The sequence below is a fragment of the Pseudomonas sp. G11 genome (assembly GCF_029457515.1).
Classification (GTDB): Bacteria; Pseudomonadota; Gammaproteobacteria; order Pseudomonadales; family Pseudomonadaceae; genus Aquipseudomonas; species Aquipseudomonas gorinensis.
Window position 1 is genome coordinate 3149501 of record NZ_CP120377.1, and the last position, 21989, is coordinate 3171489.

At 56.6% G+C, this 21989-nt stretch carries 29 protein-coding genes, 1 tRNA gene and 1 pseudogene; 20 read left to right on the forward strand and 11 right to left on the reverse strand.

The annotated features are described in order from the left end of the window. The first annotated feature begins 144 nt into the window (after positions 1–144). Both P2T68_RS14600 and P2T68_RS14605 read left to right on the forward strand, forming a co-directional pair. Positions 145–873, forward strand: coding sequence for a response regulator transcription factor (locus tag P2T68_RS14600; protein ID WP_102625480.1), 729 nt, complete (start codon positions 145–147; stop codon positions 871–873). Then, on the forward strand, positions 860–2236 hold the full coding sequence (locus tag P2T68_RS14605; RefSeq protein WP_150055036.1) for a sensor histidine kinase: 1377 nt from the start codon (positions 860–862) through the stop codon (positions 2234–2236). The genes P2T68_RS14600 and P2T68_RS14605 overlap by 14 nt, the downstream gene beginning before the upstream one ends. On the opposite strand, the gene P2T68_RS14610 is transcribed toward P2T68_RS14605, so the two are convergent. Beyond that, on the reverse strand, positions 2233–2748 hold the full coding sequence (locus P2T68_RS14610; RefSeq protein ID WP_168233404.1) for a DUF2062 domain-containing protein: 516 nt from the start codon (positions 2746–2748) through the stop codon (positions 2233–2235). The two genes, P2T68_RS14605 and P2T68_RS14610, sit on opposite strands and share 4 nt — an antisense overlap. Positions 2749–2883: 135 nt before the next feature. Between P2T68_RS14610 and P2T68_RS14615 the strand changes: the two genes are divergently transcribed. From P2T68_RS14615 to murB, 8 genes are all read left to right on the forward strand, one after another. Beyond that, positions 2884–5109, forward strand: coding sequence for a DNA internalization-related competence protein ComEC/Rec2 (locus P2T68_RS14615; RefSeq protein WP_227496811.1), 2226 nt, complete (start codon positions 2884–2886; stop codon positions 5107–5109). Positions 5110–5218: 109 nt separating this feature from the next. Then, positions 5219–5854, forward strand: coding sequence for a MotA/TolQ/ExbB proton channel family protein (locus tag P2T68_RS14620; RefSeq protein ID WP_024076132.1), 636 nt, complete (start codon positions 5219–5221; stop codon positions 5852–5854). Further along, positions 5851–6279 (forward strand): biopolymer transporter ExbD, encoded by a 429-nt coding sequence (locus P2T68_RS14625; RefSeq protein ID WP_024076131.1) that lies wholly within the window; start codon positions 5851–5853, stop codon positions 6277–6279. The genes P2T68_RS14620 and P2T68_RS14625 overlap by 4 nt, the downstream gene beginning before the upstream one ends. Then, on the forward strand, positions 6279–7289 hold the full coding sequence (gene lpxK / locus P2T68_RS14630; RefSeq protein WP_069076496.1) for a tetraacyldisaccharide 4'-kinase: 1011 nt from the start codon (positions 6279–6281) through the stop codon (positions 7287–7289). The genes P2T68_RS14625 and lpxK overlap by 1 nt, the downstream gene beginning before the upstream one ends. 24 nt (positions 7290–7313) lie before the next feature. Beyond that, on the forward strand, positions 7314–7499 hold the full coding sequence (locus P2T68_RS14635; protein WP_003174668.1) for a Trm112 family protein: 186 nt from the start codon (positions 7314–7316) through the stop codon (positions 7497–7499). After that, the gene (kdsB, locus tag P2T68_RS14640) at positions 7496–8260 is read left to right on the forward strand and encodes a 3-deoxy-manno-octulosonate cytidylyltransferase (RefSeq protein ID WP_277379510.1); all 765 of its coding nucleotides are present in this window, start codon (positions 7496–7498) and stop codon (positions 8258–8260) included. Before P2T68_RS14635 ends, kdsB begins: the two co-directional genes overlap by 4 nt. Next, complete coding sequence (locus P2T68_RS14645) at positions 8260–8724, forward strand: low molecular weight protein-tyrosine-phosphatase (protein ID WP_024076128.1); 465 nt, start codon at positions 8260–8262, stop codon at positions 8722–8724. The genes kdsB and P2T68_RS14645 overlap by 1 nt, the downstream gene beginning before the upstream one ends. Beyond that, complete coding sequence (gene murB, locus P2T68_RS14650; RefSeq protein ID WP_277379511.1) at positions 8721–9740, forward strand: UDP-N-acetylmuramate dehydrogenase; 1020 nt, start codon at positions 8721–8723, stop codon at positions 9738–9740. Before P2T68_RS14645 ends, murB begins: the two co-directional genes overlap by 4 nt. Positions 9741–9814: 74 nt before the next feature. On the opposite strand, the gene P2T68_RS14655 is transcribed toward murB, so the two are convergent. Then, positions 9815–10486 carry a Bax inhibitor-1/YccA family protein gene (locus P2T68_RS14655; RefSeq protein WP_010209655.1) on the reverse strand — a complete coding sequence of 224 codons (672 nt, stop codon included), beginning with the start codon at positions 10484–10486 and terminating at the stop codon, positions 9815–9817. Positions 10487–10638: 152 nt separating this feature from the next. Between P2T68_RS14655 and P2T68_RS14660 the strand changes: the two genes are divergently transcribed. Next, a tRNA-Ser gene (locus tag P2T68_RS14660) sits at positions 10639–10729 on the forward strand. A 115-nt stretch (positions 10730–10844) separates the two neighbouring features. Here P2T68_RS14660 and P2T68_RS14665 read toward each other — a convergent pair. Beyond that, a pseudogene (locus P2T68_RS14665) lies at positions 10845–11135 on the reverse strand (integrase); the annotation flags it as partial. 92 nt (positions 11136–11227) lie between these two features. Here P2T68_RS14665 and P2T68_RS14670 point away from each other — a divergent pair. Further along, positions 11228–11467, forward strand: coding sequence for a hypothetical protein (locus P2T68_RS14670; protein ID WP_143036948.1), 240 nt, complete (start codon positions 11228–11230; stop codon positions 11465–11467). A 254-nt stretch (positions 11468–11721) separates the two neighbouring features. On the opposite strand, the gene P2T68_RS14675 is transcribed toward P2T68_RS14670, so the two are convergent. Next, complete coding sequence (locus tag P2T68_RS14675; protein ID WP_158244164.1) at positions 11722–12819, reverse strand: lipase family protein; 1098 nt, start codon at positions 12817–12819, stop codon at positions 11722–11724. A gap of 141 nt (positions 12820–12960) precedes the next feature. Between P2T68_RS14675 and P2T68_RS14680 the strand changes: the two genes are divergently transcribed. Together P2T68_RS14680 and P2T68_RS14685 are read left to right on the forward strand one after the other, a co-directional pair. Further along, on the forward strand, positions 12961–13155 hold the full coding sequence (locus tag P2T68_RS14680; RefSeq protein WP_024076125.1) for a hypothetical protein: 195 nt from the start codon (positions 12961–12963) through the stop codon (positions 13153–13155). A gap of 88 nt (positions 13156–13243) precedes the next feature. Then, positions 13244–13459, forward strand: a complete 216-nt coding sequence (locus P2T68_RS14685; protein WP_024076124.1) for a hypothetical protein — start codon at positions 13244–13246, stop codon at positions 13457–13459. Between the two features lie 212 nt (positions 13460–13671). Here P2T68_RS14685 and P2T68_RS14690 read toward each other — a convergent pair whose 3' ends face one another. Further along, positions 13672–14040, reverse strand: a complete 369-nt coding sequence (locus tag P2T68_RS14690; RefSeq protein WP_024076123.1) for a hypothetical protein — start codon at positions 14038–14040, stop codon at positions 13672–13674. A gap of 172 nt (positions 14041–14212) precedes the next feature. Here P2T68_RS14690 and P2T68_RS14695 point away from each other — a divergent pair, with 172 nt between their 5' ends. Both P2T68_RS14695 and P2T68_RS14700 read left to right on the forward strand, forming a co-directional pair. Further along, positions 14213–14551: a hypothetical protein gene (locus P2T68_RS14695; protein ID WP_003218335.1), complete on the forward strand. Its 339-nt coding sequence runs from the start codon at positions 14213–14215 to the stop codon at positions 14549–14551. Continuing rightward, positions 14548–14892 (forward strand): hypothetical protein, encoded by a 345-nt coding sequence (locus P2T68_RS14700; protein ID WP_024076122.1) that lies wholly within the window; start codon positions 14548–14550, stop codon positions 14890–14892. Before P2T68_RS14695 ends, P2T68_RS14700 begins: the two co-directional genes overlap by 4 nt. A 50-nt stretch (positions 14893–14942) precedes the next feature. On the opposite strand, the gene P2T68_RS14705 is transcribed toward P2T68_RS14700, so the two are convergent. Next, positions 14943–15818 (reverse strand): hypothetical protein, encoded by an 876-nt coding sequence (locus tag P2T68_RS14705; RefSeq protein WP_143036947.1) that lies wholly within the window; start codon positions 15816–15818, stop codon positions 14943–14945. A gap of 82 nt (positions 15819–15900) precedes the next feature. Here P2T68_RS14705 and P2T68_RS14710 point away from each other — a divergent pair, with 82 nt between their 5' ends. Together P2T68_RS14710 and P2T68_RS14715 are read left to right on the forward strand one after the other, a co-directional pair. Then, entirely contained in the window at positions 15901–16098 is a 198-nt protein-coding gene (locus P2T68_RS14710) for a hypothetical protein (RefSeq protein ID WP_024076120.1), read from the forward strand. 157 nt (positions 16099–16255) lie between these two features. Beyond that, positions 16256–16606, forward strand: a complete 351-nt coding sequence (locus P2T68_RS14715) for a hypothetical protein (protein WP_024076119.1) — start codon at positions 16256–16258, stop codon at positions 16604–16606. 67 nt (positions 16607–16673) lie between these two features. On the opposite strand, the gene P2T68_RS14720 is transcribed toward P2T68_RS14715, so the two are convergent. Then, complete coding sequence (locus tag P2T68_RS14720; protein WP_024076118.1) at positions 16674–16874, reverse strand: hypothetical protein; 201 nt, start codon at positions 16872–16874, stop codon at positions 16674–16676. A gap of 414 nt (positions 16875–17288) precedes the next feature. Here P2T68_RS14720 and P2T68_RS14725 point away from each other — a divergent pair, with 414 nt between their 5' ends. Next, positions 17289–17921: a putative metallopeptidase gene (locus P2T68_RS14725; protein WP_041160965.1), complete on the forward strand. Its 633-nt coding sequence runs from the start codon at positions 17289–17291 to the stop codon at positions 17919–17921. 111 nt (positions 17922–18032) lie between these two features. After that, positions 18033–18692, forward strand: coding sequence for a hypothetical protein (locus tag P2T68_RS14730; RefSeq protein ID WP_168233407.1), 660 nt, complete (start codon positions 18033–18035; stop codon positions 18690–18692). A gap of 97 nt (positions 18693–18789) precedes the next feature. On the opposite strand, the gene P2T68_RS14735 is transcribed toward P2T68_RS14730, so the two are convergent. The 4 genes from P2T68_RS14735 to P2T68_RS14750 form a co-directional block, all read right to left on the reverse strand. Then, positions 18790–19125, reverse strand: a complete 336-nt coding sequence (locus P2T68_RS14735) for a hypothetical protein (protein ID WP_069076494.1) — start codon at positions 19123–19125, stop codon at positions 18790–18792. Positions 19126–19751: 626 nt separating this feature from the next. Beyond that, positions 19752–19892, reverse strand: a complete 141-nt coding sequence (locus P2T68_RS14740; protein WP_081329435.1) for a DUF2256 domain-containing protein — start codon at positions 19890–19892, stop codon at positions 19752–19754. Then, complete coding sequence (locus P2T68_RS14745; protein ID WP_024076114.1) at positions 19889–21427, reverse strand: cryptochrome/photolyase family protein; 1539 nt, start codon at positions 21425–21427, stop codon at positions 19889–19891. Before P2T68_RS14745 ends, P2T68_RS14740 begins: the two co-directional genes overlap by 4 nt. Beyond that, positions 21420–21887 carry a DUF393 domain-containing protein gene (locus P2T68_RS14750; RefSeq protein WP_168233409.1) on the reverse strand — a complete coding sequence of 156 codons (468 nt, stop codon included), beginning with the start codon at positions 21885–21887 and terminating at the stop codon, positions 21420–21422. Before P2T68_RS14750 ends, P2T68_RS14745 begins: the two co-directional genes overlap by 8 nt. Between the last annotated feature and the right edge of the window lie 102 nt (positions 21888–21989).

The window sequence follows — 21989 nt, forward strand, 5'->3', positions numbered from 1 at the left end:
TGCGCAGTGTAGCCATTTGCGCGGCCTGGAATCTTGCAAATTAATGATACATCGCAGTCTTCAGGCCATTTCGCGCCGCTCGGCGATTGCCTGGGGCGGGGTAATCTTGAATAATTAGTATTTGAGAATGACTTGCAGACGCTAATGAATCCCGCGGCAGTTAGCCTACCCAATATCCTGACCATCGAAGATGACCCTGTGCTCGGTGCCTACGTCCACGAGCATTTGGGGCGCTGCGGGTTTCAGGTCACTTGGTGCCAGAACGGCCAGCAAGGCTTGCAACTGGCGCGTAGCCAAGTGTTCGACGTGGTGTTGATGGATATTTTGCTGCCGGGGCTGGATGGCTTGTCGATCCTCACGCACTTGCGCCAGCATCACGCGACGCCGGTCATCCTGATGTCTGCCTTGGGCGCCGAGGCTGACCGCATCAACGGCTTTCGCCTGGGCGCGGACGATTACCTGCCCAAGCCGTTCAGCATGATTGAACTGCGGGTGCGCATCGAAGCCATCCTGCGCCGCGTGGCCTTGGACCGTCGGCCGTTGCCGACGCAGCAAGCGATGCGCGACGACGCACGCACCCTGCGCTTTGATGATGAGCTGTGCGATGTCGTCTATCAGGCGCAGTGGGCCGGACTGACCCGCAGTGAATACCGTCTGCTGGAAACCCTGCACCGCAACGGGGAAGAGGTCCTGAGCAAGGCCTTCCTTTATCAACATGTGTTGCAGCGCGGCTATGCACCCCACGACCGCAGCCTCGATATGCACATCAGCCAGATGCGTCGCAAGCTCAAGGCCATCGGCTACAGCGAGCGCGAAGTGCGCACGGTGTGGGGCAAGGGTTATGTACTGAGCGGTCACGATGAAGCTGTTTGAACGGCCATTGCAGCGGCTTCCGGGCAAGCATTCGATATTCTGGAAGCTGGCGTGCCTGCTGATTGCTTTCTGCTTGCTGATGATCTGGCTCAGTTGGTCGTGGGGCCGGTACATGGAGGAGCAGAACGCCTTCCTGGCGGACAAGTCCCGCGAGATTCTCAGGGGCTACGCGGCGGGTGCCGAGTTGGCCTTCAGCACCCAGGGGCGTGCCGGCGTGGATGCTTGGCTGCAATTGATGGCAACGCGTGAAAGCACTTGGGTCGGCGTGATCGGCAATGACCTGCAGTCGCTCAGCAGCGCGCCACTGAACGATAAGGAAAGCCAGCGCCTGACTTTTTTGCGCGGCCTGGATTGGCCGGTCAGCCGCCATGTCAAAGGCTTGCCCTGGATGAAGGTGCCGTTTCCCGTCGACCCCAGCGTCGGCTCGCTGGTCATCGAACTGCCCCAACGCTTTATGCCGGGGCAATACCAGCTGTTCTGGCGGGTGGTGACCAATGGCATGATCCCAGGCCTGTTTACCCTGTTGCTGTGCATCGGCCTTTATCGGCTGCTGATCATGCCTCTCAACCAGCTGCGCGAGCAGGCCAACGCCTGGCGTGCCGATCAATTGAATACCCGTCTGTCCCACGATGCCACCAGTCGCCAGGATGAACTCGGCGAATTGGGGCGCGCCTTTGACCAGATGTCCGAGCGCCTGCAAGGCACAGTGGTGGTGCAACGGCAACTGCTGCGGGACATGTCCCATGAACTGCGCACGCCGTTAAGCCGTTTGCGGGTGGCCTGTGACAGTGAGCGAGACCTGACGCAACTGCGTGAGCGGCTGGGACGGGAGATCGATGCCATGCAGCGCCTGGTGGATGACAGCCTGCAACTGGCCTGGCTGGATACCGAGCGGGCGCCGCTGCCTGTGGAAAACATCCAGGTGCAAGCGCTGTGGGACATGCTCAGCGAGAACGCCTGTTTTGAAAGCGACTGGCCAGCCACGCGCCTGCCGTGCGTGGTCGGGGCTGATTGCTGGGTGCGCGGCAACCTGAATGCCTTGGCCCAGGCGCTGGAAAATATCCTGCGCAACGCCATACGACATTCCCCTGTGGGCGGGATTGTGTGGCTTGATGGACGCCGTGATGGCGAGCACTGGCACCTGTGGCTGGAAGATCAGGGCGGGGGAATTGATGAGGGCGATCTGGAACGGATCTTTGCGCCGTTCACCCGGCTGGAGGGTTCACGCCCCGGCGACGGCGGCTTCGGACTGGGCTTGAGCATCGCGCGCAATGCCGTGCAACGCCAGGGCGGTAGCCTCTGGGCGGAAAACGCCGGGCAGGGCTTGCGCGTGCACCTGCGGTTGCCGGCCCGCGCGGATTAACCGCGGCGCTGTTTGCGTTTCTTCCATTGGTGCGCGACCCACCAGCGCCAGTAAATCATGGTCAGGCAATAGGCCAGCGCACCCAATACCAGGCCCAACACCACCGAACCCAGCAGGAACGGCTGCCACAGCGTGCTCAGCTGACCGCTGATCCATTCCCAGGTCAGGTCATCGGGCAGGCTGCGCGTCGGCACATTCATCAGCCAGGCGCCGGTCATGTAGGTACAAAAGAACACCACCGGCATGGTGATCGGGTTGGTCAGCCACACCAGGCTGATGGCAATGGGCATATTGCCGCGCACCGCGATTGCCAGCACCGCAGCCAGCAGCATCTGCAAGGGGATCGGGATAAACGCCGCGAACAAACCCACGGCCATGGCACGCGCCACCGAGTGTCGGTTCAGGTGCCAGAGGTTCGGGTCATGCAGCAAGGTGCCAAGAAACTGTAATGACTTGTGTTCCCTGATACTGGTGGGGTCGGGCATGTACCGTTTGAATAAGCGCCGGGGCATAAGGGGTCCAGGTCAGTTCGAGGGGCAAGTATGCCCGCATTCTATAAACAGAAAATTCAGACTTTGTGACAAAACATCATAGGCGTTGCTCGGTGTCCGGCTAAGACTGAGTGGATCACTTGGAAGGGATGATTCATGAAGACAGGGATGTTCGCGCTCGCGCTGGGGCTGCTCGCCTTGCGTTTTTTACCCGCGTTGCCGCCTGCCGCGGGGGTGTTGGCCATGTGCGTGCTGGCGTTGATGCTGCTGCCGTTTCGCAGCCACCCACTGGCGTTCTTTCTGCTGGGCTTGAGTTGGGCGTGCATCAGCGCGCAGTGGGCGCTGGATGACCGCCTGCAACCGGCGCTCGATGGCCAGACGCGCTGGGTGGAGGGCCGGGTGACCGGGTTGCCGCAGCAGACCAGCACGGGCGTGCGTTTCGAACTGACCGACGGCCGGTCCCCCAAGGCGCGTTTACCCAAGCGTATTCGCGTGGCCTGGCATGGCGGGCCACCGGTGCGCAGTGGGGAGCGCTGGCGCTTGGCCGTGACGCTCAAGCGGCCATCCGGCGTGCTCAACTTCCATGGCTTTGATCATGAGGCCTGGCTGTTGGCCCAGCGCATCGGTGCCACCGGCTCGGTGAAAGACGGTGAGCGTTTGGCGCCGGCGCGCAACGCTTGGCGCGACGCGGTCCGCCAACGACTGATGGCGGTGGATGCCCAAGGCCGCGAGGCCGGGCTGGCCGCCTTGGTGCTGGGCGATGGCTCGGGGCTGGCCGCCGAGGATTGGCGTGTGTTGCAGGACACCGGTACGGTGCACCTGCTGGTGATATCCGGCCAGCATATTGGCTTGCTGGCGGGGTTGATCTATGGGCTGGTCACACTGCTGGCGCGCTACGGTTGCTGGCCCCCCTGCTGGCCGTGGCTGCCTTGGGCGTGTGGCCTGGCATTTGCTGCCGCGCTGGGCTACGGCCTGCTTGCGGGGTTCGGAGTGCCGGTGCAAAGGGCCTGCGTGATGGTGGGGCTGGTATTGCTGTGGCGTTTGCGTTTTCGCCATTTGGGCGCCTGGTGGCCATTGTTACTGGCATTTAATGGCGTGCTGATCCTTGAGCCTTTGGCCAGCCTGCAGCCGGGGTTCTGGTTGTCGTTCGCGGCTGTCGCGGTATTGGTGCTGGCATTCGGTGGGCGTTTGGGGCGGTGGAGCGCCTGGCAAGCCTGGACCCGTCCCCAGTGGTTGATCGCGATCGGCCTGTTTCCGCTGTTGCTGGTGCTGGGGTTGCCCATCAGTCTCAGCGCGCCGTTGGCTAACCTGTTTGCCGTGCCATGGATCAGCCTGGTGGTGTTGCCCTTGGCATTGTTGGGCACTGTGCTGGTGGCGGTGCCCTTTGTGGGGGAGGGGCTGTTATGGCTGGCGGGTGGGGCGCTGGATGGGTTGTTCCGCGCCTTGGCGTTGCTGGCCGGGCACCTGCCGGCATGGATACCGGCCGAGGTGCCGATGGGCTATTGGCTGGTGAGCGTCGCGGGTGCAGTGTTACTGCTGTTGCCCAGGGGCGTACCGTTACGACCGATGGGGTGGCCGATGCTGTTGTTGGCGGTGTTTCCGCCGCGGGAGCCGGTGCCCCATGGGCAGGTTGAGGTGGTGCAACTGGATGTCGGTCAGGGGCAGGCGCTGGTGCTGCGCACCCGTCATCACACCTTGCTCTACGATGCGGGTCCGCGCTCGGGGGAAGTCGATCTTGGCGCGCGTGTGGTATTGCCGTCATTGAGAAAACTCGGGGTGGAGGTATTGGACATGATGCTGCTCAGCCACGCCGACGCCGACCATGCCGGCGGTGCGGCGGCTATTGCCCGTGGGCTGCCGATCAGACGGGTAGTCGGAGGCGAAACACGAGGCTTGCCGGCGTTTCTCGGCACTGAACCCTGTGTCAGCGGTGAACAGTGGGAGTGGGATGGGGTGTCATTTGAACTGTGGCAGTGGCCAGATGCTATTAGTGGTAACCCGAAATCCTGTGTATTACAGGTCCAGGCCAAGGGTGAGCGCATGTTGCTCACGGGGGATATTGATCGCGCCGCCGAGCGGGCTTTTCTTGCCTCGCCCTTGGCTGTGCGGACCGATTGGTTGCAGGCGCCCCATCATGGCAGCCGCAGTTCTTCGTCCTGGCCCTTTGTGCAGCGGCTGGCGCCCACGGCGGTGCTGATTTCCAGGGGGCGAGGCAACGCGTTCGGCCACCCCCACCCCCAGGTGATGGAACGCTACCGGGCACTGGGTACCCAGGTTTATGACAGTGCTGAACAAGGGGCTGTGCGTGTGCAATTGGGGGCGTTCCTGCCACCGACTGTTGCGCGCAGTCAACGCCGTTTCTGGCGCGAAGCGTTACCGTAATCCTGCGTTACCAAAGACCGGAGCCCGTGAGAGGCGGGTCCATGGCCGACGAACCCTGCTGCCGAACCTATATGGTAAAGTGGCGCACTTTTTCGAGGGGACATTCACTGTGTGGGAATTGGTCAAATCCGGCGGCTGGATGATGTTGCCGATCATCATGAGTTCCATCGCCGCACTCGGCATCGTTGCCGAACGCCTGTGGACCCTGCGCGCCAGTCGCGTCACCCCGGAGCATCTGCTGGGGCAGGTCTGGGGCTGGATCAAGAACAAGCAACTGGACAAGCAAAAGCTCAAGGAGCTGCGCGCCCATTCACCGCTGGGTGAAATTCTCGCCGCCGGCCTGGCCAACTCCAAGCATGGTCGCGAGATCATGAAGGAGTGCATTGAAGAAGCGGCTGCCCGCGTCATCCATGAGCTGGAGCGCTACATCAACGCCCTGGGCACCATCGCGGCCATGGCGCCGTTGCTCGGCCTGCTCGGCACGGTGTTGGGCATGATCGATATTTTCAGCGCCTTCACGGGCTCCGGCATGACCACCAACGCTGCCGTGCTGGCCGGCGGTATTTCCAAGGCATTGATCACCACGGCCGCGGGCCTGATGGTCGGTATTCCCTCGGTGTTCTTCCATCGCTTCCTGCAGCGCCGCATCGATGAACTGGTGGTGGGCATGGAGCAGGAAGCCATCAAGCTGGTGGAAGTGGTGCAGGGCGACCGTGATGTGGACCTGGTCGAGGGCAAAGCGTGAAATTTCGCCGCAAGCAACGGGAAAATGTCGATATCAACCTCGCGTCGCTGATTGATGTGGTGTTTATCCTGCTGCTGTTTTTTGTCGTCACCACCACCTTCACCCGACAGACCGAGCTGCGCGTCGACTTGCCGGAAGCAGTGAGCGGGTCGCCGGCCGAGGACCAGGAGGTCAAGCAACTGGACATCGCCATCAGCGCCGACGGGGTGTTTTCGGTTAACAACCAGTTGCTGGAAAAAAACGACCTCAATAGCCTGATGGAGGCCTTGCAGAAGGAATCCGGTGGCGACACCAAGATGCCCCTGTCCATCAGTGCCGATGGCAAGACCCAGCATCAAGCCGTGATCACCGCGATGGATGCCGCCGGCAAGCTGGGTTTCAGCCATCTGCGCATGTCCACGGTCGAGGCGGCGAGCCAACCCTGATGGCCATGTCCGATCGTTTGCTCAAGGCTTGGTACGAAGGTCATCCGGCGCTCACGCTGTTGAGGCCGCTGGAGTGTCTGTATCGCCGGGTGGTGCAGCGCAAGCGTGCGCGTTTCGTGGCGGGCGAGGGCGACATCTATCAATCGCCGGTGCCTGTGGTTGTGGTCGGTAATATCACCGTAGGAGGCACTGGCAAGACGCCGTTGATCCTATGGTTGATCGAGCATTGCCGGCGCAGTGGCTTGCGTGTGGGGGTGGTCAGTCGTGGGTATGGCGCCAAGCCGCCGCAGTTGCCATGGCGCGTCGAGGCCGACCAAAGCGCCGCAGTGGCCGGCGACGAGCCCTTGCTGATCGTGCAGCGCAGCGGTGTAGCACTGATGATCGATCCCGATCGCAGTCGCGCAGTGAAGGCCTTGCTGGCCAGTGACAACCTGGACCTGATCCTCTCTGACGACGGCCTGCAGCATTACCGCCTGGCTCGCGACCTTGAACTGGTGCTGATTGACGCCGCGCGCGGCTTGGGCAATCGCCGTTGCCTGCCGGCCGGGCCATTGCGCGAGCCGATGGAGCGCCTGCAGAGCGTTGATGCGCTGCTCTACAATGGTGCCACTACGGACCGCGACGACGGTTTTGCCTTTCGTCTGCTGCCCACCACGTTGGTCAATCTGCACAGCGGCGAGCACCAGTCGGTCGATCATTTTCCGATGGGCCAGCAGGTGCATGCGGTCGCTGGCATCGGCAACCCGCAACGTTTCTTCAACACCCTCGAGACGCTACACTGGCGTCCAATACCCCATGCTTTTGCCGACCACGCGCCCTACAGCGCCGAAGTCCTGAATTTCACGCCGTCATTACCACTGGTCATGACCGAGAAGGACGCGGTGAAGTGCCGCGCCTTTGCCCGGCCAGACTGGTGGTACCTTGCGGTGGATGCGGTACCGTCGCCGGCGTTTGTCGCTTGGTTCGACACGCAGTTGATGCGCCTGTTACCCGACCGTCTCTTGCCTTAAAACGCTTCTTTCCAGGAAACACTCATGGACACCAAACTGCTCGATATCCTCGCTTGCCCGATCTGCAAAGGCCCGCTCAAGCTCAGCGCCGACAAAACCGAGCTGATCAGCAAGGGGGCCGGCCTGGCTTATCCCATCCGTGATGGCATTCCGGTCATGCTGGAAAGCGAAGCTCGCACCCTGACTACCGATGAGCGCCTGGATAAATGACCACCGCCTTTACCGTTGTCATTCCCTCGCGATATGCCTCGACGCGCTTGCCGGGCAAGCCGCTGCAACTGATCGGCGACAAGCCGATGATCCAACTGGTGTGGGAGCAGGCCTGCAAGAGCGGCGCCGAGCGAGTCGTGGTGGCGACCGATGACCCGCGGATCATCGAAGCCTGCAAAGGGTTTGGTGCCGAAGCGGTGCTGACCCGCGAAGACCATAATTCCGGTACCGACCGCCTGGCCGAAGTGGCCACCAAGCTTGGCCTGGCGCCCGATGCGATCGTGGTCAACGTGCAAGGCGACGAGCCGTTGATTCCACCGCGCGTGATTGACCAGGTGGCCGCCAACCTGGCGGCCCATGGCGAAGCGCGCATGGCGACCCTAGCCGAGCCGATCGAGGACATTGACACGCTGTTCAACCCGAACGTGGTCAAGGTGGTGAGCGATATCAACGGTCTGGCCCTGACATTCAGCCGTTCGACCTTGCCATGGGCGCGGGACGCGTTCGCCCAGAGTCGCGACGTGTTGCCGGAGGGCGTCCCGTATCGCCGCCATATCGGTATCTACGCCTACCGCGCCGGCTTCCTGCATGACTTCGTCAGTTGGGGCCCGTGCTGGTTGGAAAATACCGAATCCCTGGAGCAATTGCGTGCCTTGTGGCATGGCGTGCGCATCCATGTAGGCGATGCCCTGGAAGCTCCTCCTGCGGGCGTTGACACCCAGGAAGACCTCGAGCGCGTCCGTCGCCTGCTGGGGGCCTGATGGAGGTCCTGTTTGTCTGCCTGGGCAATATCTGCCGCTCGCCCACCGCAGAAGGCGTACTGCGCCATAAGTTGCGCGAAGCCGGGTTGGCCGACCAGGTCGACGTGGCATCTGCGGGGACCGGTGAGTGGCATGTCGGCAACCCGCCGGACCAGCGCAGTCAGCGTGCAGCGCTGCTGCGCGGTTATGACCTGTCGGCCCAGCGCGCCCAGCAGGTCTCTCGCGCCGACTTTGCACGTTACGACCTGATCCTGGCCATGGATCACAGCAACCTGCGCAACCTCAAAGCGCTGCAGCCAGTGCAGGGCAAGGCGGAGCTGGACTTGTTCCTGCGTCGCTACGACGCCGAGGTGGACGAGGTGCCAGACCCTTATTACGAAGGTGAACAAGGCTTTGAACGGGTCCTGGACCTGATCGAGCGAGCCTGTGACTTATTGGTGATCGAATTGAAGGGGCGGTTATGACCTTGCACGTGCTTACGCAGGTGTCGCTCAAGCCATTCAACAGCTTTGGCATCGATGTGCGCGCCCAATTGTTCGCCGAGGCCCATAGCGACGACGATGTCCGTGAAGCGCTGGCCTGCGCTGCCGTGCATGCGTTACCGCTGCTGGTGATCGGCGGGGGCAGCAATTTGCTGCTGACCCAGGACATCCCGGCCTTGGTATTGCGCATGGCAACCCAGGGCATTCGCGTGCTGCACGATGATGGCCTGCACGTGGTGGTCGAGGCCGAAGCGGGCGAAGCCTGGCACCCGTTTGTGCTGTGGACCCTCGAACACGGCTTTTGCGGCCTGGAAAACCTCAGCCTGATCCCCGGCACCGTCGGTGCGGCACCGATGCAGAACATCGGCGCCTACGGCGTGGAGATCAAGGATGTGTTTGCCGGCCTCACGGCCCTGGATCGCCAGACCGGCGAGCTGCGGGATTTCAGCCTGCAAGAATGCCAGTTCGCCTACCGCGACAGCCTGTTCAAGCATGAAACCGGGCGCTGGCTGATTCTACGGGTGCGTTTTGCCCTCAGCCGCGCCAGCCACCTGAAACTTGACTACGGTCCAGTGCAGCAGCGCCTGGCCGGGCAGGGGATCACCGAGGCAACCCCGAGCGACGTCAGTCGGGCGATTTGCAGCATTCGTCGGGAAAAACTGCCGGATCCTGCGGAGCTGGGCAATGCGGGTAGTTTCTTCAAGAACCCATTGGTTTCCCAGGCGCTGGCCGAAGAGCTACGGGGCGTTTACCCGGACCTGGTGGCCTACCCCCAGGCGGACGGGCAGATGAAGCTCGCCGCCGGTTGGCTGATCGATAAGGCTGGCTGGAAGGGCTTTCGGGATGGCGACGCAGGTGTACATAAAATGCAGGCGTTGGTGCTGGTCAACTATGGCGGCGCCACAGGGCACGATATAGCGAACCTGGCGCTGCGTATCCAGCGCGATATCGCCGAACGCTTTAACGTCGAGCTGGAAATGGAGCCGAACCAGTATTGAGCATCCACGCCAAGCGCTGGAAACAAAAATGCCCCGCATCTTTCGATACGGGGCATTTTTTATTGCGGGATGAATCAGTCGTCGCGGCTCATGATGCCGAAGATCTGCAACAGGCTGATAAACAGGTTGTAGATCGACACATACAGGCTGATGGTCGCCATGATGTAGTTGCGTTCACCGCCGTGGATGATGGCGCTGGTCTGGAACAGGATGCACACCGACGAGAACAGCACGAACCCTGCGCTGATTGCCAGTTGCAGGCCACTGATCTGGAAGAACATGCCCGCGACCACCGCGGCCAGCAACACGAAGAAGCCAGCGGTGATGAAACCACCCAGGAAGCTCATGTCCTTGCGGGTAATCAGCACGTAGGCCGACAGACCACCAAATACCAGGGCGGTCATGGCAAACGCCGAGCTGACCACTTCCGCACCGCCGGCCATGCCCAGGTAACGGTTAAGGATCGGGCCGAGGATAAAGCCCATGAAACCGGTCAACGCAAAGGCCGACACCAGGCCCCAGGCCGAGTCACGCAGCTTGTTGGTCAGGAAGAACAGGCCATAGAAACCGATCAACACGACAAAGATATTCGGATAGCCAACACGCATCTGTTGGGCCACGAACGCCATTACGCCGCTGAATGCGAGGGTAAGGGCGAGCAAGCCGTACGTGTTGCGCAAGACGCGGCTGACTTCAAGCTGCTCAGCCTGCGCGTTACCATTCACTGCGTAATTCTGTTCGCGCATGGCGACACTCCTTCAGTTTTGAAACGTTCAGTCGCAAAGATCATAACAGACGCTCTGTAACAAGCGATGGCGAGAGTTTGACAGTGTGTTTCATTCGGGTATTATGGCGCCCGCTGAGACGGGATGGGCTACTATAATCCTGTGACGCACAAGGGAAATTGGCAGAGTGGTTGAATGCACCGGTCTTGAAAACCGGCGGACGTTAATAGCGTCTCCAGGGTTCGAATCCCTGGTTTCCCGCCAAGATTCAAACGAAAGCCCCGCATTTGCGGGGCTTTCGTGTTTCTGGCACTTGGCAAGCGAGGGGCGGCTCTTCATAGGTGTTCCATAACTATTATGGAGGCGTTCCAGAATTTCTCTATTTTGACGGCTTCGCGGTAGCGCCGATCCTCCTGTAAACCCGCTTGGTAATTTCCTGTTTGCTGTGCCCCAACAGCAGGCTTGCATCGCCAATATCGACGATTTCCGATGCCGCCTTTGGCCGGATGTCACGAAACTGAAACCCGCCAATCTTCGCGGCGAGCATCGGATCCCCCTGATTGATTGCTTTTTGCTGCGCCTTCTCCCGCGCCTTGTCCCAGCGCAAGCGCAACATCCCCTTTGTCATCCTCTTGCCATGCTTGCTGATCAGCAGGTACTTGGAGGGGTGGTGTGCGGACATAGGGGATCCTCGCCGGCTGGCGTGATTCGTTGATATGGGGTATTACGGGTGACCGACACAGTGTCGGTGGGAGTTTGAAAGTGGATGCTGCTGTAGCAGGCTTAGTCGGTGCTGCAATCGGACCGAGTACGACCCTGATCACCGTTTGGATTCAAGCGCACTATCTCGCTAAACGCGAGCGAGCAAAATTTGTTATGGAGTTTGCTGCGGTAGATCGCCGACATCAAATGCAAGAAGCTATTCGCCAAGGAAAGCGAGCAGCCATTGCTCCTTTATCCGCTTTTGCCAAATATCACGATCGACTGATTAAAATCAGATAGCAGGGAATGATGAAAGAAAAAGAGCTTCAACCGCTTTCTAGGGGAATTCATTCAATGCTTGACTTTGCCAATCGCCTCGATAAAGAGCGGCGTATGCAAGATGTTGATTGAGCTAGTAAGTTGGAGGTCGGATATCCGAGTGGCCGGCATGGAACCGGATTATAGTGAGTTAGGTAAGTGATGAGTATATGAATTAATCACCCGCGATCGCCAAGATGGCACGGTAGCGGTAAGACTTTTCTCGAAAGTAGTACTTACATTGACATTGGTGTTGGTCTGCTTTCAAGGTCTCCACTGCAAAGTGTTGATTGCATGGCTAATGTGTAAAATACTGGGCGTTGTTCTGAGGCTAATAGCTTTATTAACAACCGTCCATAATTTTTCATTCGGTGCCCCTGGATGATTTCTTTGCTCGATACGGCATTGCTTAACTCAAGGCGTAACTGGTGTGAGAAGTCGCGTTCTATATCCATGCGCTCCGAGTAATCGAAGTATGGTGTCCGCATTAAAAGAATTACATTGCCGTTAGCTTCGTAGTTGTTGTTTGACCATCCAATTATATTTGGTGGGGGCATGAAGGGTATTGCGTCATCGCATCTAACAACTCTGTACGTAACAATGTTTAATATCTGGTATTTTCTTGCGCCTTCATTGTTGGTGAAGCGCGGAGCGCCAAAAGTTCCTACAAATTCGATTGTTGCTCCAGATTCATGAAGATACATCGATACAATTGATGCCACCGCGCCACCTAAAGAATGGCCGTAAAGCCTTATCATATAACCCTGATCTATTTTTTTACCGTATTTCTCCCTGATAGACGCATATACAATTTTGGCGATCATTTGAAAACCTCGATGAAACGAAGTTCCTGTATCCTTATCAAGCTGCTTTGATGTCTGAATGTCTATGTAGGCATCATCAAGATTGGCAGTGCCTCGAACCGCAATATCTATGGTTTTATTCTTTTCATCGACTTTAGAAATATAGACCGTTGATGTTTCTTTGGATCCGATGCTAGGTCGGCTTAAGGTTGTTCTAGACCAACCCTCTAATTCGCCGTCACTGTAAGCAAAGTCAGATGCCCTCATGGCAGTCAGCAGGTAGTCATTTACTCTGGCTAGTTGAGCGCTGCGAAATTGCTGTTGATGATTTGGAAGCCCAGAATATCCAGGGTCCAATAATTTTGGAGTTCTTTTCGGAACTGAATCAATCGATTTACAGCTGGAAAATGAAATTAATAGTGCGAGGGCTGCCGCTAAGTAAAGTAAAGTACGCATTCGCTGCCCGCCCTTCGAAAGTGATGACATATAAGCATCATAGCTAAAAATCCGCGAGTCGTTGATGAAGAGCAAAGATCCGTGTCCTAAAATCTCAATCTGTAGGTTCGTGAGATTTTCTAATAAGACGATATCATCCGTGAATGGTAGTGGAATTTTGATTTGCGTTGCGGTATCAAGTCTTCCCGGCATCGGGCCGGCTAGGGGGGAGTATAGATGTCGAATCAGGCGCAAATTGATGCAATTGAGCAACTGCTACTGGCAGTGCTGAAGCAATCTGGAACTACGTTTTCCGACCTCGCAATTGAAGAAGCTCTTGCATCTCTGATGAGAGCTGATGCGCCTGGTGGTCTTGAGCGGCGAGGAGCCGCTGGTGATTATCTGATGGAGCTGAGATTACGGCTGGGTTAGGCGCCGTCTTCCTTGACAGATGTTGGCAATTCATTTTCGGTTGGGGTATTACGGGTGACCGGCATGGAGCCGGATCAAGGAGCAGAAAATGGCATATATGGTTGATTCGTTATTGAAGGTCGCTGCGGCTGGTGGCAGCTTGGTAATCGGGGAGGGTTACATGGTCGACAGCGTGATTCAAATCGCGCAGACCCTGAAAGGAAACGGCGGCCATTTGACCATCAAAAGTCAAAAGTACATGGTGGACAGCATGATCAAAATTTGCCGAGCAGCCCCGGGTCAGGTGACATTCGACCTTTCTTGAGTCGAAGCTCCGTGAGCTAAGGATCTAGACCCGTCTTAGCAAACTCTTCCAACTGTCGCGACTGCTTTTCTGTAACTTTGAAAACCGGTCGCGCCCGCGCGCTCTGTTCACACCTGACTTCCAGAGTGGCGCGAGACCAGATTGGCGAGATCGATGCATTGGGGCGTCGACGCTGGGATGGTCTTTGGCTGACAGCGCGGAAAGACGCGCACTTATTTCGGTTGAAGTAAGTTCAGATAGGCCGTGCAAAACTCGCTATTAACGATTTTCACTACTCTGGAGTCCCGCTCATCCCATGAAGAATCGGGTGGGCCCATAATTTCATCTCTTATGTTCGCGGCAATCGCAGTTAGCTCTGCTTGGCTTTTTTTGATGCCGTTTTCTCGCATATAGAGCCCCGTTATTTCCCAAGACTTCTCTATCACAGAGTCGTCTTGTTTCTCTATGCTCGCTGCCATGGTGCATCGAATCATATGAAATATGCGCTCCTCATGGCGTTCGCACCCCTGTGTCGCTAGAAGGGCAACTGCGAGCATTGCCGGAAGAATTTTGCTTCCTTTCATCTTTCTTTCTGTATCCATCCAGTATTTCGTTCTTCGAAGGGGCGGCGGTCTCTATCCCCCTCAAGTGTACCTTTTCAGGCCTCGACATTGATCGGGCCCTTTTCGTTTTCGGCCCCGCCACACCCATCGCTATGGCTGGGAGTGTTGTTGGGGCTGACCTATTTCAAACATGCCCCACGGAGTCGAGCGCATGGAGTACCTACAGCGCCTGCTCGACAAGATCGACAGGTTCGAATTGCTTATCGCGGGCCTGGTTGGAGCGGTGATCGCCAGTTGGTGGCACAAGGACGACTTGAACGACTGGCGTGCCTGGATGATCTTCCTCATCACCGGCATGGCCTGCTCGATCTACCTGACGAGCATGGTCAGCACCTACCTGGGCGTGACTGAGCCAAAGATCGTCGCCGGCATCGGCTTCCTGCTGGGCGCATTCGGCGGCTCGCTTCTGGCGGCCATCAATCGAGCCATCAAATCCGCTGACCTCTGGGCGCTCATTCGCCAGCGGTTCGGGGGAGGCAATCCACCATGAATCTTGAACTGATCAACTCCATCGCCTGCGGCCTTATCGCGCTGTGGGCGGCCTGGTGCGTACTGAGCGGGAAGGTGAGGGACGGCATCCTCGGGAAGCTGATCTACTTGGCGATCGCCATCAGCGGTTTTGTCGTTATGGCACGCAGCCAGAACATCTTCTTCGGCCCGACCAGTGCCGGCCTGACGCTGCATGTGTCCCTGGCCCTGGCCGGCGCGCGCCACATCTTCATGGTCACTTACTGGCAGCGAGTGAAGATCTGGCTGTGCCGTACGCTGAATTGCGAGCACTGCCTGCATTGCGACAAGGCACCAGGTGGTGTCGAGCGCAGGGGTAAATAATCCGCGCCACGTTTTCGAATGCGCCGAATCGTGTTGAACGATGGCTGAAGTCAGTGGCTTTTTCTCTCTATATTTTTGAAAAGTGACTTGAGATTGGAAGGGTCTAGGCAGTCAGGTGCTATCGTCTGCGACTGCTTAAAATAGGCCTGAACTTTCGGGTTCGCGAAATCGCCCTTAAGAGCCAACAGGTAATACCCGTCGGCGCGAAACTTTTCCAGGCTCAGAGAAACAGGTTCGAAGAAGTCCCTCATAGTGGTCAAGGGTAGTTGACGGTTGGCTTCCGTTTTCAGTGAATCTTTGAAGCAGTACGAGCGTATCGCCGGCAATGGATAATGGTCAGAGTACAGATCTGGTCGCTCTAGAGCATTAGCTAGCTGGCTATACTTGCGAAGAAACTCGGGGTCATCGAACTTGAATCGCAGGAACGCCTCGTCACAGTCACGCAACAGCATAATCGCTCCGGCAACCAAGCCTTGATCCGCGGCGCTTTGGTAAAGTGCGCAGGCCTCTACATGCATAGCCTTATAGCCATTTAGAAAGGTTGCCGCTTTACTCTCTTGCATATTCGCCAACATGAAAGTCGCTACACCGTGTCCTCCGGCGCTAGCTTTACGCAGCTCGTCCTCGTAGGTCTCAAGTCCTTTCGTTGCCTCCTGTATGGATTGGCTCAGTGTGAGCTTGTCAATTTTACCCTGCTGTTCTTTTTCAACCAACTGATTAGCTCGTTGCTGTATTTCATCACCTAAAAGCATTGCGTGTTCAAAGACAGCTTCGGCTTCGGGAGATGGCGCAGCCTGCACCTCAGCACACAGAGCGATGCTGGAAAGTAGGACTAAAAGACGAAGTTTCAAAGGCGTTTCTTCCGTGATTGCAGTTGTTCGAGTCTCCATTACTGTAATGGATTCAATCAGGGTGGGGTAGTTCACGTGCTTGACCGTCACTCCAGTATGAGTCGGAGTTATGGTGAGGTTTCCGATTGGTGCAGAGTTTCATTGCAGAGTCTAATACATGACCAACGTCACCCGCCTGCGGCACGTGCTGCCAATGAGCCTGGACATCAACGCAGCGGTAAACGCTCTCGACAAGGCCATTGCTGATGCCGTGGACGACGCCAAGGAAACCGGGCTGCCTCAGGGCCTGGTCGTTGGATTGCTCCACGGTCACGCCCATGCCCAGACGCACCAGATGGTTACAGAATCCCCATGACGACCAAGCAGCCAGACTGGGGGGCAATCGAGCGCGCCAAATCGTGGCGCGATTAAGATCATGTCAATCATGACCACGCCCGCTGTCCTGAATGCCCGCTATCAAGCTGATGCGTTATCCTTCGGGAAATTCAGCAGTGCTCTGATAGGTAATTTCCATGCCGCGATTCGAAGCTTTCAGTAATGGGCAGCATATCGGTTGGTCCGATTTAGAGCTCGGCGATCCGCCCATGGGGGTTGCGTTCGGCGTATTTGTTCCTGCTCCTGGATATTCCATTATCCAGGAGCAAGTCAGAGCCTTTGCTCAGCGTGATCAGAGACATTTTAATTTTACAGTGCGTATTGTGGGCGGAGAGGCGATTCGTGCTGCCGGTGTGTGCATTGCGGACTACTCGTTTGATTGCGGGAAAGACGCAATAGAGTTGAGCGTTCTAGGAATCGAATATCCACCATACGGTGATGTCTTTCCTGAGCACGTCGCGGCCTACAAGCAGCAGTGGGGCGGGTAGCCACATCTCGGACCGTTGATGGGTTTGACAGCTTAGGTGTGCCGCGGGTGAGTGCGGCACGGAAGGATCACTTCACTTTGAGCGCTTCTTGGATCTGGTCGGCGTAGGTGCTCAGGTTCTCCAGTTCGGAGGCCAGAGTGCTCGTACCAGCAACGGCTGCCTCGATTAGCGTCACGGCTGCAGCAACTGCATTTGCCCTTTCAAATTCCGCGTTAAGGCGGTGAGCCTTGGATGCTGCGTGTGCGTATTCGCCAGCTGTTTTAGACATCGGTTGATTTCCTTTCAAATATTGATCCTCACCAATACCGGCAACGAGCCACTATTTCAATTCCACCTTTAGGCTCACCTGAGACAATTTATGACAACCAAGCAACCCGACTGGGAGGCAATCGAAAGCGCCTACCGGGCCGGGTTGCATTGTGGTTAGGTTTTAAATATTTGCCATAGGGTGACGCCTCCTAGCACAAATATCAGCACTGTTTTTGGTGTGAGTCGCCCCGTTAGATAAAGTCCAATCAAGATGACAAGAAGCGCCTTCGATATTATCTCTGATGAGCTCATGCGTATCGCCTGTAATGAATGAGCTACCTATCCTCCACGCCTAATTCACTCCTGAGTGCTGTATTCGTACCGTTTTCCGGTCTGAATTAAATGTGCTGTCGCTTCAAAGATCAGGTGATAAATGAACAGACCGATGCCTCCCGCATCACTGATTGAGTTGTCGGAGCTATCCGACGTCGGTATTCGCCTGACTCCAGCCACAGAGGTTTGGGAATGGCTACAAACCGAGATCCTTGCCGACACCGGCAGCATTCAAAACGAAGACCATGCCCACTTATTGGATGCAGACATCCGGGTCATGTGGGCGTCGTCGAGCTTCGAGAAGCAGGGCAGGACAGTCCTGGGCCAGGCCGAACAGGTAGCGTTCCGCGCAGGCGGTTGGCAGAAAGCCCGGATGGAGCAGCAGATGCGTGATTGGTTCGGCGACGTGCCGGCCTTCATCATCACCCTGGCTGCTGACTACTGCGCCCAGTGCAGCGATACCGACTTCTGTGCCCTGGTTGAGCATGAACTCATGCATATCGCTCAAGCCCGCGATCAATGCGGGCAACCAAAATTCACGAAGGATGGAATGCCCAAACTGGAGCTGCGGGGCCATGATGTCAGTGAGTTCGTCGCTATCGTTGAGAGATACGGTGTTGGGGCGCCGGATAGCGATGTTGCTCGAACGGTCGATGCTGCCAAAAAAATACCATCCGTTAACCGTGCCTCTATAGCGAGTGCTTGCGGTACCTGCTTGATGAGGGCTGTGTAGTGGAAGAGCAGTGGAAGACGATTCAAAACTTCGGTGAGATGTGATCTCAGTTGATACCCCCAAAAGACTTGGGCGCCATTGGCGTAGCCTGGCATAAATTAAGGGCAAAATATGTTCAGCAAATCTCAGATAATGACCATCCCAGTCCTGATCTCATCGGTACTTTTACTCACCGGGTGTCCGCCACCGGCGTCTTTCACCCAATGGAAACGCGCTTCTACCTCTGTAGAGGGCGTTAAAGCCGCAATGGCAGAATGTGGCGACCCTGTAGCAGGGCCACAAAACCATTTCCCAATAAACGAACAAATAATCCACTTTCAGTGCATGCAGCGTCTCGGTTTTACTCGAAAAGACGGCTTTGAATACTGCGACATAATGAAGAATATGCCGGCCTGTGTTGAAGAAAGGCAGGGGAGGCCGCTCAGCTTGTCCCAGCTCGAAGCGTTACCGTTTGTCGAAGACGAAGCATTTCACCCAATCAAGCCTAATTCAGGCCGGGATGAACGTATGCAGGTCTCATGGCGTAGAGCGGGAGCGTCACGCCATTTTTCATTCAAGGTAGCTAATGACAGCGAAGCCCTGCCGGTGATGTATGCGTGCGGCTATGCGAAGCCACTTGGGTCGAATCTGGACGTCGCAAGCATCGGGCGCACTGCAGAAGTGCAGCGTTGCATGATTGATCATGGCTTTGAACCCAAAAACAAAATTATGCTGGTTTGCCAGACTTACCCCCAAGTGACGGGCTGTTCGTCGACAACTCCGCCGAGTTGATGCAGGCAGAGAGCAGGGCCGAGAGGGGCTTGCTCGTTCAAAATAAGAGGACGTCCTAGACGCGCGACCTTTCAACTCATGGGCACAATTGGATTTTCTACATCGATTTAACGGATAGCACTTCCACGTATTTGTATTTCTTCTTGGCAGCCTTCACAGCATCTTGTTCGGCGAGCAACGAGCTCAACGTATCAGACTCGTGAATCAACTCGGTCATTTTTCCCTCGAACTCGTTTCCAACCCGTAGCGTGACCCGCAGCCTGGGCGTAAATGCTTTCGCCAGCTTCTTCTTGGCTGCTGGAGCGACAACGGGTTTTGCGAGCACAATTTCTTCCACAGGCTCATTTACTAGAGGAGCAGATATCTGCTCTTCGGGCTGAGGCGTACCGAATAGGGCACGACGCATTTCTTCTTCAGTTAATTCAGAGCTCATAGAACATCTCAAAGTGGGCAGTAATCAGCTCGACGAATTCTACTAGGATGGCGGCTCAAGCGTGTCCTCTGGGAGCATGTACGGCCACTGTGAATTCGTGCTACATGGTCACAACATTTCAACGTGGTAGTGGGCCTGATAGCGATAAAAATGATGCAACGTAAGCTAGGCTATTGAGGGCTTAAGGGGTCATCGCAATGGTTGTCTGGCTTCGTCTTCGACAACTGAGTGAACTGTTCCAATGCGTTTTGGAAGTCCTCCAATGCAAAGCTTACCGGCTTGCTCCCTGCGATCCATTGTGTCGAGATTCCAACTTCCAGTTTGTCGGAAATACTTCGACCGAAGCGCCGCCAGTGGACGGTGTCGCTCATGCGCTTCTGTGGAGGCTGGAAATGGAGCGCGTTCTTTCGAGCCATGATGCTGATAATTTTCGCGTCCTCCTTCAGGTTCGGCTTGAAAAACGATTGAGTCAATTTTGGACGCTATGACATGGAGCCATGTCTGACTTTTCTTCAAGGCATATGCTCTGAGCATCTGATGGATGCAGCTGCTCGATCTTTCTTCATTCATAACAGATAGCCTTATCAGGTGCACCAAAGGGTCTGTCGAATGCCCTCTATTTCTTTTCACCGCGTCGTTGCTTTGTTGCGCCGGCAACGCTCCGAGCAGTAGAGCACCTCCTCCCAGCAGCGCGCCCATTTCTTTCTCCAAGTAAATGGTAGGCCACACGTCATGCAGGTTTTGACTGGGAGCTCACTCTTTTTCAAAACGACTGACCTTCATCCAGTTTTGCGAGTAACAACTCGCCGCGTCGCCATAACGCCTGCTGTTTGGATTCATCCATGTGGTCGAGGTTTTTATAAATCATGGCCATGCGCTGGTTGCCGCGAAGGCGGTCGCCGTGGCGCATCAGGAAGTGCCAATAGAGCGAGTTGAACGGGCAGGCATCGCCTGTCGTGCTTTCGCTTACTTTGTATGCGCAGCCACGGCAATAATCAGACATACGCTTGATGTACTGCCCGCTCGCGCAGTAGGGTTTCGAGCCTAGATATCCGCCGTCTGCGTGCATAACCATGCCGAGTGTATTGGGCAGCTCCACCCAATCGAAAGCGTCCATGTAGATCGCCAGATACCACTCACATATCTGACTCGGTGCGATACCTGCCAGCAGGGCGAAATTGCCAGTCACCATGAGACGTTGAATGTGGTGAGCGTAGGCATGCTCAAGGCTCTGGTTGATGGCTTGGCGCATGCAATTCATCTGCGTGTCGCCCGTCCAGTAGAACTCTGGGAGCGACCGCGAATTACCGAATGCGTTGCCGTCGGCATAGTCAGGCATCTTCAGCCAGTAGACGCCTCGGACATACTCCCGCCAGCCGATCAGTTGTCGAATAAAACCTTCGGCAGCGTTCAGCGCAATGCTGCCCGACAGGTACGCCGATTCAACATCGCTGCACAGCTGACGAAGATCCAGCAGTCCAATATTCAGCGCGGCGCTTATTCGGGCATGAAACAGGAACGGCTCGTTACAGGCCATCGCGTCTTGGTAGTCGCCGAAGGCTGCCAGGCCCCAGTCGAGGAAGTAATCCCAGAGGGCCTGAGCTTCGGCATGGGTTACCGGGTAGTCGAATGTGTCGAGCGTGCCGTAGTGGCTTGCGAAATTTTTGGCAACTAACGCAAGAACATCTCGGGTAATTGCGTCAGGAGTAAAACGTGCGGGTGATGGAGGCCTTACGCCCTTGGGTAAAGCCTTTCTGTTTTCTGCATCAAAGTTCCATGCACCTCCGACCGGGCTACCGTCCCCATTGAGTAATAGCCGGCTCTTGCGGCGCATCTCGCGATAGAAGAACTCCATGCGCAGCTGCTTTTTGCCATTCGCCCAGGTAAAGAACTCGGCACGGGAGCAGAGAAAGCGAGAATCCGAATGCCATTTTATCGCTAAACCACAGTCCTTTATCGATTGCTCCAAGCGCCAGTCGCCGCACTCGGTGATGTGGATTTCATCCGGTCGCAAAAGTGCGCGCCACCGCTCTAACTCGCGAGGCACCGATCCAGTATTTTCTGGGTCATCGAGCTTTACGTACTGCACCTTGACTCCCCGTTGCTGCAACGCCTCGGCGAAGTGGCGCATAGCGCTGAAGATAAGGGTGATCTTTTGCGGATGATGAGGAACATGGCTGGCTTCTTCCATCACCTCGACCATGAGCACGGTATCGCATTCGATATCAACGGCCTGTAGTGAGGCGAGATCGAACGACAGCTGATCACCTAGGATCAGGCGAAGGCTGCTAGCTTTATTCATCATTACCTCTTGCAGGCGACGTCTTGCTGCCAGTGGCGCGTTTGGTATCAGGCACTACGCAGCCCTCATCGCGACACCGAACGCTGCCATCAGGATGGGGCAGCCATGCTAGATGCGGACGCAAGCGACAAAATAGGCGATAGCCAAGGTTTAGAAGTGGCCTAGTCGAACGCCATGATAACGGCTCCGCCCAGATACCAAGGCCCGCTGCTCGCCAGCTCCAAAGCGTCGCGTCTAAGCCAGTGACCCAGGTTCCATCGCCCAACCTGGCGTGCAGTATCGACTGCATTTCAACGAGCGTGAACCCAAGAGATTTTGCGTCGAAGGTAGGATCGCTGATGTCCACAAACAGGAGACGATCCGGTGCTGCTCGCGCATTTAGGATCTTGATCTCCCGGGCGCAAAGAGGGCACTCGCCGTCGAAATAAAGCGTCAGTGGCCACCGATCATTCTTGTACAACTACTGATACCTTGTATAAGTTTTTAGACAAGATATGCTCAAAAAACTTCGATGACAACCGGGCCTAATCCTCGAAACGAAATCAGGTTCCAAGCAGTGCCT